The organism is Stutzerimonas stutzeri (assembly GCF_024448955.1).
GTDB lineage: Bacteria > Pseudomonadota > Gammaproteobacteria > Pseudomonadales > Pseudomonadaceae > Stutzerimonas > Stutzerimonas stutzeri_AQ.
In genome coordinates, this window is record NZ_JAMOIH010000007.1 from 1 (window position 1) to 11,879 (window position 11,879).

10 protein-coding genes and 1 pseudogene are annotated in these 11,879 nt (G+C 60.5%); 3 read left to right on the forward strand and 8 right to left on the reverse strand.

Going from position 1 to position 11,879, the window contains the following annotated elements; translation table 11 throughout:
* Positions 1-252 precede the first annotated feature (252 nt).
* From NA645_RS09220 to NA645_RS09245, 6 genes and pseudogenes are all read right to left on the reverse strand, one after another.
* A complete protein-coding gene (locus NA645_RS09220; protein WP_256048524.1) occupies positions 253-1,281 on the reverse strand; it encodes a lysylphosphatidylglycerol synthase domain-containing protein in 1,029 nt (342 codons plus the stop codon).
* Positions 1,278-2,512 (reverse strand): annotated as a pseudogene (gene clsB / locus NA645_RS09225) (cardiolipin synthase ClsB). The gene NA645_RS09220 and the pseudogene clsB overlap by 4 nt, the downstream one beginning before the upstream one ends.
* Entirely contained in the window at positions 2,509-3,312 is an 804-nt protein-coding gene (locus NA645_RS09230) for an endonuclease/exonuclease/phosphatase family protein (RefSeq protein ID WP_256048526.1), read from the reverse strand. The pseudogene clsB and the gene NA645_RS09230 overlap by 4 nt, the downstream one beginning before the upstream one ends.
* Positions 3,309-4,226: a DUF72 domain-containing protein gene (locus NA645_RS09235; RefSeq protein ID WP_256048527.1), complete on the reverse strand. Its 918-nt coding sequence runs from the start codon at positions 4,224-4,226 to the stop codon at positions 3,309-3,311. The genes NA645_RS09230 and NA645_RS09235 overlap by 4 nt, the downstream gene beginning before the upstream one ends.
* Before the next feature lie 15 nt (positions 4,227-4,241).
* On the reverse strand, positions 4,242-5,507 hold the full coding sequence (locus NA645_RS09240; protein WP_256048529.1) for a zinc-dependent alcohol dehydrogenase: 1,266 nt from the start codon (positions 5,505-5,507) through the stop codon (positions 4,242-4,244).
* A 169-nt stretch (positions 5,508-5,676) separates the two neighbouring features.
* Positions 5,677-6,588, reverse strand: coding sequence for a LysR family transcriptional regulator (locus NA645_RS09245; protein WP_256048530.1), 912 nt, complete (start codon positions 6,586-6,588; stop codon positions 5,677-5,679).
* 104 nt (positions 6,589-6,692) lie between these two features.
* On the opposite strand from NA645_RS09245, the gene NA645_RS09250 reads away from it, so the two are divergent.
* From NA645_RS09250 to NA645_RS09260, 3 genes are all read left to right on the forward strand, one after another.
* Positions 6,693-7,544: a DODA-type extradiol aromatic ring-opening family dioxygenase gene (locus tag NA645_RS09250; RefSeq protein ID WP_256048531.1), complete on the forward strand. Its 852-nt coding sequence runs from the start codon at positions 6,693-6,695 to the stop codon at positions 7,542-7,544.
* A 177-nt stretch (positions 7,545-7,721) separates the two neighbouring features.
* Positions 7,722-8,012, forward strand: coding sequence for a DUF2218 domain-containing protein (locus tag NA645_RS09255; protein WP_256048532.1), 291 nt, complete (start codon positions 7,722-7,724; stop codon positions 8,010-8,012).
* Between the two features lie 31 nt (positions 8,013-8,043).
* Positions 8,044-8,565 carry a cytochrome b gene (locus NA645_RS09260; RefSeq protein WP_256048533.1) on the forward strand — a complete coding sequence of 174 codons (522 nt, stop codon included), beginning with the start codon at positions 8,044-8,046 and terminating at the stop codon, positions 8,563-8,565.
* Positions 8,566-8,571: 6 nt separating this feature from the next.
* Here the strand turns inward: NA645_RS09260 and NA645_RS09265 are convergent, their stop codons facing one another.
* Together NA645_RS09265 and glgX are read right to left on the reverse strand one after the other, a co-directional pair.
* Positions 8,572-9,429 carry a M23 family metallopeptidase gene (locus tag NA645_RS09265; protein ID WP_256048534.1) on the reverse strand — a complete coding sequence of 286 codons (858 nt, stop codon included), beginning with the start codon at positions 9,427-9,429 and terminating at the stop codon, positions 8,572-8,574.
* 217 nt (positions 9,430-9,646) lie between these two features.
* Positions 9,647-11,797, reverse strand: coding sequence for a glycogen debranching protein GlgX (glgX, locus tag NA645_RS09270; protein WP_256048535.1), 2,151 nt, complete (start codon positions 11,795-11,797; stop codon positions 9,647-9,649).
* Between the last annotated feature and the right edge of the window lie 82 nt (positions 11,798-11,879).

Genomic DNA, 11,879 nt, shown 5'->3' on the forward strand with positions numbered 1-11,879 from the left:
CGAACCCCGGCGCAGCCGGGGCAGTATGCCGGGCAAGACCTTTTGGTTCCTTTTGGGGCAATTGCCAAAAGGGACTCGCCCAGCAGGGCGAAACCAAGCTTTCAAGTGACTCGCTAATTGCGCCATGAACGCAAAACGTTCGTTCACCACACACAATCTTGCCAGCTCGTCATCAAGTTTTTGCGTCCCTGAAAAGCGCGATGTACCACGAAAAAGCCGGAGCATCGCTCCGGCTTTTTCGTATCCGTTTCCCTATCGGCTGACGGCCTTTTCCACGTTGGATTCTCCCGGCGATTCTTCGTTGGGTTGCGCCTCGTTGCTGGAGCGCAGCTTCTTCGCCCGCGCTTCGAGCACGACGTAGAGAATAGTGGCGAAGAACAGCGGTACCAGGAAATACACGACGCGATAACCGATCAGTCCCGCAACGATTGCACCTTTACTGAGTTCGCCACCCAGCATGGCCACGAATACCGCTTCGATGACACCCAGCCCTGCCGGAATATGAGCAACTACACCGGCGATGCTGCTGATCATGAGAATGCCCAGGACCTCGGGGTAGGGCGCCTTCTGCGACAGCATGAAATAGACCACCAGCGCCATCAGCGACCAGTTGGCGGCGCCCAGCAGCATCTGCACGACGGCCAGCCGCAGCGAGGGCAGATGGATTTCATGCTTGCGTATGGTCCAGTGACGGCGCTTGGAGAACCCACAGGCCCATAGATACACCGCTGCGGCCACCAGCAACCCGACGCCGAGCACACGCAATGCGGTGTGGCCTATTTCCCAGGTGTCCGGTGGGGTGATCCAGCCCATGGCGAAGATCAGACCCGCCAGCCAGATGTAGCCAAGCCAGTTGGTCAGCACGCTCAAGGTGAAAACACGGGTGATCTGGGACGCGCGCAAACCAAGCCGGGAATAGAGGCGATAGCGCAACGCGATGCCTCCGACCCAGGCGCTCAGGTTCAGGTTGAACGCGTAGCACACGAAGGTCACTGGCAGAATTTGCCGAACCGGCAGGTTGTGCTGCGCATACCGCTTGCCGAGCACGTCGAAGAAGCAATAGACAACGTAACTGGCGAAGGCCGCGGCGCCAGCCATCCACAGCGTCTTGGCGCTGTAGTTGCGCAAGGTGGTGTAGACCTCATTCCAGTCGACGTTGCGGGCAAGGCCGATCAGCAAGCCGGCAACCAGAATGAAGAAGATGTAGGTCAGGATCTTCTTAATCAGCGGCCAGCGACGTCGCCAGCCAGTGCGTGGCTCAGCGGGGTTGGACTCGGTCATTGCTGATCTCGCTGCAAGGGGGCTGAACGGGCTCCAGCGGCTCGGCATCGAGAAGCTGCAGCTTGGGTCGGTGTGCGGGGAACAGGCCCACCATCTGTGGGAAATGGCGCAGGAAATGGAAGATGAAGAAGGCCAGCGGCGCACGCCACCAGTAACCACGAACCATGCGTTCCAGCGGAATACGCCGGCAGTCGTCCTGGAGTAGCTGGTCAAGCTTCTCGTGCAGCTGCCGGTTGAAATTGTGATCGCGGATGATCAGGTTCGCCTCGAGATTCAACGAGAGGCTGAGCGGGTCGAGGTTGCTCGAGCCCACCGTCGACCACTCGTAGTCCGCCAATGCAACCTTGCCGTGCAGCGGCCGGCGGCAGTACTCATGGATCTCCACGCCGTCGCTCATCAGGTAGTTGTAGAGAATGCGTGCGCCGAACTTGGCGATTGGCATGTCCGGCTGGCCCTGCAGGATCAGCCGCACCCGCACACCGCGGCGGGCTGCGTTGCGGATCTCGCGCAACACCCGATAACCGGGGAAGAAGTAGGCATTGGCGATCACCAGCCGCGATCGTGCATCACGTATCGCTTGCAGGTAATGCTGCTCGATATCGGTGCGGTGCTCGTTATTGTCACGCGTCACGAATAGCGCACGCGCTTCACCCCGACTCACCCCGACGTACCCATTGCTTTGCGTGCGCACCCGACGCTGCCACCAACGCCGGTTCGCCTGCTCTGGCGCGATGGTGCTGAGGGCGAAGCGATGGATGTCGTGAATGATCGGACCCTCGACCCGTAGGGCGTAGTCCTGCTTGGCGCCTGGCCCGTAGTCACCGAGATGATCGGCGGAAAAGTTGATCCCGCCGATGAAGGCGAGGTCGCCATCCACCACGACGATCTTGCGGTGCATGCGGCGGAATACGTTGAGGCGCCAGCCCATCAGTCGTTTGCCGGGATCGAACACGTGAATGCGCACCCCGGCGTGGGTCATCGCCGCGGCAAAATCACCGTCCAAGTCCGCCGAGCCATAGCCATCGACGGTAACGTCGACGCTGACACCGCGCTCGGCGGCGGCGATCAGCACTTTCTGCAGCTCCTGACCGACCTTGTCCTTGAAGAAGATGAAGGTTTCCAGCAGAACTTCTTTTTTTGCGGCCGCGATGGCCTCGAACACGGCGGGAAAGAATTCCTCGCCGTTTTCCAGCAACTGAAGGCGGTTACCGTCTCTCCAGTGAAAATTCATAGATGTATCTCCACCGCCAAGGGCAGATGATCGGACAAGTGCGTCCAGGGTTTGTTACCAAGTATTTGCGGTTTATGGCTGGTGGCATTACGCACATAGATGCGATCCAGACGCAGCATGGGCCAGCGGGCCGGGAAGGTCTTGGCGACTTTGCCCTGGGAAACCGCGAACACCTCGTGCATACCGGCGCAGCGATCCAGCACCTGGGCGCCTTTCAGCCGCCAGTCATTGAAGTCTCCGGCCACGACCACGGGCGCGTCGTCGGGTAGGGAATCGAGCAGGTCGCACAGCAGCCGTAGTTGTTGCTGGCGATGGGACTCACGCAAGCCCAGATGCACGCAGATCGCATGGAACTGGTCATGGCCTGGCACCTGCAGCACGCTGTGCAATAAGCCACGGCGCTCCGGTCCGGCGATGGAGATGTCGAGATTCTCGTATTTGGTGATGGGAAACTTCGACAGCAGCGCATTGCCGTGATCACCGTCCGGGTAGACGGCGTTGCGCCCGTAGGCGAAATCGGTCCAGATGCTGTCGGCGAGAAACTCGTACTGCGACATCTTCGGCCAGTCATGAAAGCGCAGGGCGTGTTTCTCATGAGTGCCCAACACTTCCTGCAGAAACACGATATCGGCGGAAACGGCCCTGACCGCTTCGCGCAGCTCCGGGAGGATGAATCGCCGATTCAGTGCGGTGAAGCCCTTGTGGGTGTTGACGGTCAGCAGGCGGACCGAATTGACCGCCGTGGACATGTGCGCGTCCAGGTCACTGCTGTCGAGTGGATGATTCTTGTCCAGATTCACACCAGTACTCCTTCCAGATGGCCCGGAGTGGTTTCCAGGTCTTCCTCCAGCCCGAGCCGGCGCAACAACTGTCGCGCGTCGTATGGCGCCCGGACCTTCACGTCGTTATCGAAATAGCAATAAACCGCTCGCGCCTTGCGTGGCTGGGGTTTGGTAGCGGAGATGAGCTGCGCGTCGTCGGGTTGCTGTCCCTCGCTCCAGCGCGTGATGCGCTGGCACCAGTTATCCAGCGCCTCGTCGCTGTAACCGCTGGTGTAAAGCTCCTCGGCGCCATGCAGGCGGATGTAGACGAAATCGCTGGTCAGATCTTCGCGATAGGGCCATTTGCCGGCGGTGTCGGCCACCACCAGCGCGACCTTGTATTTGCGCAGCAGCGCGATGAACGCGGGATCGACAAAGCTCTCGTTGCGGATCTCCACGGCATGCCGCAACTGGCGCTTTCGGTCGATCTGCAGATAGCTGCGACCTTCCATGCGCGCCTCGCAACCCTTGGCCATTTCCAGTGCGGCCTCGGTATCGTGAGGTAGTAGTTTGAGAAAGGCCTCGAACTGCTCGGGATCGAACTTGAACGAGGGCGGAAACTGCCAGAGCAACGGTCCGAGTTTGTCCTTGAGTGCCAGTACGCCGGAGGCGAGGAAGTTGGCGATGGGCTTTTCCACGTCGCGCAATCGAAGAATGTGCGTGATGTAACGCGGTGCCTTGACGCTGAAGACAAAGCCCTTCGGGGTTTCGTCATACCAGCCGGCATACAGTTCTGGCCGTTGTAACGAGTAGAAGGAACCATTGATTTCGATACTGCTTACGGCACGCGACGCGAACTTCAATTCGTTCTTCTGGGTGAGGCCCTTGGGATAGAAATCTCCGCGCCAAGGTGCGTAGCGCCAGCCTGAAATTCCGATATGGATGGCTGCCATCGCCTGCTCCTATGGTTATCGCGGGTTCTGCATGCTGGTCGGATCGCTGGCCGGGAAGGTATCGGCGACCGCCTTGTCGATCACGGTTTCTTCCGATCCGGCGCCGGAGGGGTTGCTGCGCTGTGGCTGCAACTCTACCTTGATCCAGCCGCGTTCACGCCGATCGAAGGCCTCGAACGCAGCGATGACGTCGGTCATCGGCTTTATTTGAGTCAGGATCTTCGCCGGGTCGATGCGCCGCGCCTGGATCATTTCGATCAGCCGAGGGATGTATTTGCGATGGTGGCAGTTGCCCATGTTCATGGTGATGTTCTTGTTCATCGCCATGCCGATGGGAAAGGTCATGGCATCCGGCGGATAGACTCCGATAATCGATAGGGTGCCGGCCTTCGCCAGGCTCTGCACGGCCCATTCCAGCGCTTGCGAAGGAGCGTCGCCCGGCTGCCATTGGCCGCCTTGATCCGTCTTCGCGCCATCGGCCGGCTTGCCGCCGCAGCAGCCGTGCTCGGCGTCGATGCCCACCGCGTCGATGACTCGATCTACGCCAATGCCCGTCGTGAGGCGCTTGAGCGTCTCGACCGGATCTTCCCGGTTGAAATCGATGATCTCCGCGCCCTGATGCTGGGCCATGCGCAGGCGATCTTCGAACTGGTCGATGGCAAATACCCGGCCGGCGCCCAAGAGCTTGGCGCTGGCGATCGCGAACTGCCCGACAGGGCCGCAGCCGAACACCGCGACCGTATCGCCGGGTTTGATTTCGGCCATTTCGGCACCGAAATAACCGGTCGGGAAGATGTCGGAGAGCAGGATCGCCTGATCATCGCTGACCTCGGGTGGGAGCTTGACCAGACCGATGTTGGCAAACGGAATGCGCGCCTTTTCCGCCTGCAACCCGTGGAACGGGCCGGTAGCGGATGGGCCACCATAGAAAGCCGTGCCGGCCTCCTTGCCGTTGGGATTGGCCACGTCGCATTGAGCGAAATAGCCCGAGCGGCAGTAGGAGCAATTACCGCAGGCGATGGTCGATGGGATCACCACCCGGTCGCCGATCTGCAGGTTGCGTACGTCCGCACCGAGCTCTTCGACGATGCCCACGGCTTCGTGACCCAGGATGGTGCCGGGCTTCATGCCGCTGAACGTGCCCCGCACGAAGTGCAGATCGGTTCCGCAAATTGCCGAAGCGGTAATGCGCACGATGGCGTCGGTTGGGGCTTCGATGCGCGGGTCGGCTACGTCTTCGAGACGGATGTCGCCCACACCGTGATAAACAACTGCTTTCATAGCGTCTCCGGGGCGGCGGCGCGATGCCGCAGAGGTGAATCCGGCCTTGCGCGCGGTCCGCGGCAAGGTCAGTTGATAGGGAGCCAACCAGGCCCCTCGCATCTATTCCGACTGGCGTCGCTAGCGGCAGTTCACCTTTTGTCGTCTGCGCCCGGTAGGAGAACTGACGCTATAGCGCCCAGGGCTGAGCGCCAGAGAAGGCTTCGACGAGATAGTCGATCATCACCCGGACCTTGGCCGGCGGGCGCCGATCGGGCGGGTAGAGGATGTAGATGCCGTCGATGATCAGCGCCGGATGATCCAGTTCCAGTACGACCAGTTCGCCCCGGCGCACCGCATCTGCGGCGATGAACTGCGGGCCGTAGAGCAGCCCTTGTCCACGCACGGCCGCGGCGAGCAACGCCTCGCCATTGTTGGCCAGCAGGTCGCCATCGACCTTGGCCCGCATGTCGCCGTTGCGTCCGAATACCCATTCATGCGCGCTGGTGGATGTCGACAGGCTATAGGTCAGGCAATTGTGTTGTGCCAGATCAGCGACTCGGCGTGGCACGCCACGGGCGTCCAGATAAGCGGGCGCAGCGCATAACACCAGCGGGACGTCACCGAGCTTGCGGGCCTGAAGCGAACTGTCGCCGAGCCGGCCGATGCGTACCGCCATGTCCCAGCCGCCATCGATGAGATCGACCTGGCTGTCGGACAGCCCCAGTTCCACCTTCACCGCAGGATGCCGGTGGCTGAACTCGAACAGCAGCGGGGCGATGTAATGGATACCGAACACCAGCGGCACGTTGAATCGCAACAGGCCGGTTGCCTCGACGCGCTGCGACGCGATGCCTGCCTCGGTTTCGTCGACATCGAGAAGAATTCGCTGGCAGGCGTCGAGATAGCGATTGCCGGCTTCGGTGAGCGTCAGCCGCCGCGTGCTGCGGTGAAACAGCTTGACGCCCAGGCGCGCCTCCAGCGCATCGATATGTTTGGTCGCCATCGCTGGCGACATACCAAGATGACGCGCCGCAGCGGACAGGCTACCGGCGCTGGTGGCGCGCACGAACACACGCATGCTGGTGATACGGTCGAGCATATCGGCTCCTACTCCTGATAATAAGTGTTAGCTGCTCCTGGCAGGTTCTAACGCTCTGAATGGTAATCCATACTGCTCGCACGTTTCTTCAAGAGGACATGCCTATGCAAACCTCCAATATTTCAACCAACAGCAAGCCTATGCCGACCCTGTTCGTGCCGCACGGCGCGGGGCCGTGTTTCTTCATGGATTGGAATCCATCCCATGCCTGGGACGCCACGGCCCGATTCCTCAAAAGCATTGCGGCGAGCCTGCCGGCGAAGCCGAAGGCTATCGTGCTGATTTCGGGGCATTGGCTGGAAGATGAGTTCCGTGTCACGGGCGGCGCGCAGCCAGGGCTGATCTACGACTACAACGGTTTCCCGGCGCACACCTATGAGCTGCGCTACCCGGCGCCGGGCCACCCAGCGCTGGCCGCACGGATCGTCGAACTGCTGAGCGCGGCGGGAATGTCCGCGAGCCGGGACGACGAGCGCGGCTACGATCACGGCGTGTTCATTCCGCTGAAGCTGATGTTTCCCGACGCGCAAATCCCGGTCGTGCAGTTGTCGCTACGCAACGACCTCGATCCGCAGGCGCTGCTCGATGCGGGCCAGGCCTTGGCCGGGCTGCGTGACGAAGGCGTTCTGATCGTCGGCAGCGGCATGAGTTTTCACAACATGCGCGGCTATGGCGATGCCCGTTTCGGGCCGATCTCCGATGAGTTCGACGCTTGGCTGAGTTCGGCGGTCGAATCGGAACCTTCGCAGCGTAACGCGGCACTTTTGGCCTGGGCACAAGCGCCTTCGGCGCGGCTGTGCCATCCGCCACGTGGCGAGGAACACCTGTTGCCGCTGATGGTTGCTGCCGGAGCAGGCAGCGATGCCGGCGGACGCAAGCTGTTCAGTGATCGCATCATGGAAACCACGCTCTCGGCGTTCGGTTTTGGTTTCGATAAACGAGAGACCACTCACTAAGGGCCGAACGAGCAGGAGGAAGGGCTATGGAAGCGCCTTCATACAGAAACGGTTATCCAGGCCGCTCAAGCGCACCGTTTCGCCAGTCTGAGGAAGTTGCCAATATCTGCGTGTATGCTGCCTCGCCACAGCCCAGCGCAACCACGGACGCGGCATTGCGCGTCGAAGGAGGAATAGTTGAAAGCATTAGCTGAAAAGGCGGCCGCCACGGTTGCTACTAAAAACCCCTCGCGGCTAATCAATCGTCTCTGCAAGCACTGGGGCCACAAGTTTCCGGTACAGCACGATGAGCAGAAGGGCGAGATTGAGCTGCCTATCGGCAATTGCCGGATGGAAGTCGCAGAAGGCGGGCTGCAGGTTGAGGTCGAAGCCGAAGATCCAGAGCAGTTGCAAAAGCTACAACAGGTGGTCGCTGACCATCTGGAACGCATGGCGACCGGCGAAGCTCTGAGCTTTACCTGGCAGTGATCTCAAAACGAACAGCGAAGGAGCAGAAGCGATGATTCACGACTCGAGAGAGCGGTACGGGAAGGTCAGTAAATGGTTTCACTGGCTGATGGGCGGGCTGATCATTTGGCAATTGCTTAAGTTTGGCGACCGCATCAGCGAAGGTGAACATTGGATTGGCCAGACGCTCGTGCCCTGGCACGTCTCCATCGGCGCGCTGCTGTTGGTGCTGATCGTTTTGCGCATATTCTGGGCATCGAGCCAGCTCAAGCAACGTCCGCTGCATGATCCGGCGACCGCATTCGTAGTCAAGGCAGGACACTTCGCGTTGTACGTCGGCATGCTGTTGATGCCCATTACCGGCTTGCTGACCATGCTGGGTAATGGCTATGGACTGAAAGTGTTCGGCATGCAATTGGTAGCCAAAGGCCCCGAGATCGATTGGGCAGCCAGCGTCGGCAGCCTGCATTCGCCGCTGGCCTGGATCATGGTGGTGCTGGTAATCGGGCATATCGGCATGGCTTTGCTCCACCATTTCGTCAAACGTGACGACATCATGCGGCGGATGCTGTAACCGGCTTCAGCGTTCGCTAAGGGCGAAGTTGGGCAGCGAATCCACCGGCTGGGTAAAACGGAAGGGGACAGATACCAAGCTGTCCCCGATGTTTTTCTGCACCACGAAATGCAAATGAGGCCCCGTGCTGCGTCCGGTGTTACCGGATTGGCCCAGGAGGCTACCGACCTTCACCTGCTGACCCGCATTCACCTGCACCGAACCACGCTTCAAATGCAGGTACGCGCTGTGCGTACCGTCATCGTGGAGAATTCGCACGTAGTTCCCCGCCGGGTCCGGCCGACGTCCGTGCTGGTCGTTGCGTACCTTCACCACCGTACCCGCACGTGCCGCAACGATCGGCGTGCCTACCGGCATGGCGATATCCACGGCAAAGCGGCCTTTGGGCGAGTTGTGGCTGAAATCGCCGCCGGCCCCCTGTGAAATACGAAACGGACCGCCTTTCCAGGGCAGCGCATAGGCGTAGCCGCCCACCGAACCTTTCTTGCCCGGCTCCGGCGAGTAGATCAGCGAATAGCTGAACGACTGCTGGTACATCAAGGGGTAGCCGGACTGACGCTTGCGCAAGGTGGCGATCCGCATACGGGTGCGAGCGGGAACCGTCTTGCGCACCACGCCGTTGCCGACGCCCGCGACATTGACCATCCGTGTCAGGCGCAGCACCACTTCGACTGGCACGTCAGTATCGTTGCGTACGTCCATCGCCTTGCCGGAGCCAACGCGGTTCACGAACAGCCGGACGCTACCGGCTTTGCCCGCCGGGAGCGTCGCATTGGTGATGGCGCCACCGGCAAGAACGGGCAGGGCGCTGATGGAAAGGAAGATCAGCAGAGCAAATGAAACGATCAGCCGAGTCGAAGCCATAAGGTGTGATCCGTCACGGAAGGGACAACCCGCCTGCGGCTGGCAGAACAAATCCGTCGAGTTTCGTGAGTGCCGCGCTGGGGGTTGGGACTGGAGACATTCGCGAGGGTTCATACCGCACGTCGAGAACCATCGAACGGTTGAGTAGCTGCCGGCGTGGCCTTTAGATAAGTCGAAGCCCCGATGTCGGGGCTCCGCGGTTGGCGATGGTTCGGCGTTATTCCTCTTCCTTGATCAACTCGAACAGCAGCAGCGAGCGGCCGGTCAGTCCGTATTCATCGCTGAATTCGAAACGCTCGGCGCGTGCGACGGGGTTATTGGTGTCGATCAAGCGGTTCCAGTAAATGCCTTGCGGTACTTCCGGCAGGGTGAAGTTCACGATGTCGTGATGTGAGTTGACGATCAGCAACAAGGTTGCGTCCGAACCGGCCTTGCGAATGCCGGTTGCCTGCGCGCGGCCATCGAGCAACATGCCCATGCAGCGGTTGTTGCCGTCTTCCCAGTGCTCGACGGTCATCTCTTCGGCATGCGGCGCGAGCCAGGTGACGTCCTTGACGCCCAGTTCCTCGTTGTAGGCACCGACCAGGAAACGTCCACGACGTAGCATCGGGTAGCGCTGGCGCAGGCGAATCAGTTTGCGAACGAAGGCCTGCAAGGTCCGGCTATCTTCGGGGATATCCCAGTTCACCCAACCGATTTCGCTGTCCTGGCAGTAGGCGTTGTTGTTGCCGTGCTGGGTCCGCGCAAACTCATCGCCGGCAACGATCATCGGCGTGCCTTGCGAGAACAGCAGCGTGGCGAAGAAGTTACGCATCTGACGGAAGCGCAGTTCGTTGATTTCCGCATCATGGGTCGGGCCTTCGACGCCGTGATTCCAGGAAATGTTGTTGTCGCTGCCGTCGCGGTTGTCTTCGTCGTTGTCTTCGTTGTGCTTGTGGTTATAGGACACCAAGTCCTTGAGCGTGAAGCCGTCGTGCGCCGTCACGAAATTGACCGAACTGAACGGACGGCGGCCCCTCTGGTTGAATAGATCGCCCGAGCCGGTAAGGCGGCTGGCAAAGTCCGCCAGCTGACCGTCATCACCTCTCCAGAACGCTCGCACGGTATCGCGATATTGGTCGTTCCACTCGGCCCATCCGGGCGGGAAACCTCCGACCTGATAGCCGCCAGGCCCGCAGTCCCAAGGCTCGGCGATGAGCTTGGTCTTGGCCAGGACCGGGTCCTGACGACAGGCGACGAGGAAGCCATGGCGCTCGTCATAACCGTCGTGCTCGCGGCCCAGAATGGTCGCCAGATCGAAGCGGAAGCCATCGACGTGCATTTCTTCAGCCCAGTAGCGCAGGGAGTCGGTGACCATCTGCACGACACGCGGGTGACTCATGTCCAACGTGTTGCCGGTGCCCGAGTCGTTGATGTAGTAGCGCTTTTCGTCCGGCATCAGCCGGTAGTAGGAGACGTTGTCGATGCCGCGCATGGACAGGGTCGGGCCCAGCTCGTTGCCTTCGGCGGTGTGGTTGTAGACCACATCGAGAATGACCTCAAGATCGGCATTGTGCAGGTGCGCGACCATTTCCTTGAACTCGCTGATCTTGCCGCTGGCCAGGTATTTCGGATGCGGCGCGAAGAAGGCGATGCTGTTGTAGCCCCAGTAGTTGCTCATGCCTTTCTCCAGCAGATGCTGGTCCTGGACGAACGCATGAATGGGCAGGAATTCGATTGACGACACGCCGAGCTTGCTCAGGTAGTCGACTACCTCGGGTGTCTTGAAGCCGCCAAAGGTGCCGCGCATGTCTTCGGCCACCGATGGATGTCGCATGGTGAAGCCACGTACGTGGGTCTCATAGATGATGGTGCGATCCCAGGGGACTTGTACCGGACGGTCGTGGCCCCAGGTGAACGCCGGATCGATGATCTTGCACTTTGGGACGAAGGGCGCGCTGTCTCGCTCATCGAAGCTGAAGTCGGCGTCGGGATGGCCGATGGTGTACCCGAACAGCGCCTCGGACCATTTCAGCTCGCCCACCAATTGCTTGGCATACGGGTCGATCAGCAATTTGTTGGGATTGAAACGGTGACCGGCTTCAGGCTCGTACGGGCCGTGCACGCGATAGCCATAGATTTGTCCCGGATGGGCGTCCGGGAGGTAGCCATGCCAGATCTCGTCGGTGTATTCGGGCAGCTCGATACGCTCGAGCTCGGTTTCGCCATCGGTATCGAACAGGCACAGCTCAACCTTGGTGGCGTTCGCGGAAAAGATCGCGAAGTTGACCCCCAGCCCGTCCCAGGTGGCGCCAAGCGGGAAGGGGAGGCCTTCGCGAATACGCGAAGAGGTCAAAATCTGAGGCGCCGCAGGCTTTTTTCTACTCATGAAATCTCCGATGGCAGCTCGTGCTCTTGGTTGAGGCTGTGCAGGACGATTGAACGCCACGGTCGCCCGATCCTCCGAGGGA

Excerpts from the sequence above, each read along its gene's own strand:
- NA645_RS09220 (WP_256048524.1), bottom strand. The coding sequence starts at position 1,281 with ATGACCGAGTCCAACCCCGCTGAGCCACGCACTGGCTGGCGACGTCGC.
- NA645_RS09240 (WP_256048529.1), bottom strand. The coding sequence starts at position 5,507 with ATGAAAGCAGTTGTTTATCACGGTGTGGGCGACATCCGTCTCGAAGAC.
- NA645_RS09260 (WP_256048533.1), top strand. The coding sequence starts at position 8,044 with ATGATTCACGACTCGAGAGAGCGGTACGGGAAGGTCAGTAAATGGTTT.
- NA645_RS09250 (WP_256048531.1), top strand. The coding sequence starts at position 6,693 with ATGCAAACCTCCAATATTTCAACCAACAGCAAGCCTATGCCGACCCTG.
- NA645_RS09265 (WP_256048534.1), bottom strand. The coding sequence starts at position 9,429 with ATGGCTTCGACTCGGCTGATCGTTTCATTTGCTCTGCTGATCTTCCTT.
- NA645_RS09235 (WP_256048527.1), bottom strand. The coding sequence starts at position 4,226 with ATGGCAGCCATCCATATCGGAATTTCAGGCTGGCGCTACGCACCTTGG.
- glgX (WP_256048535.1), bottom strand. The coding sequence starts at position 11,797 with ATGAGTAGAAAAAAGCCTGCGGCGCCTCAGATTTTGACCTCTTCGCGT.
- NA645_RS09245 (WP_256048530.1), bottom strand. The coding sequence starts at position 6,588 with ATGCTCGACCGTATCACCAGCATGCGTGTGTTCGTGCGCGCCACCAGC.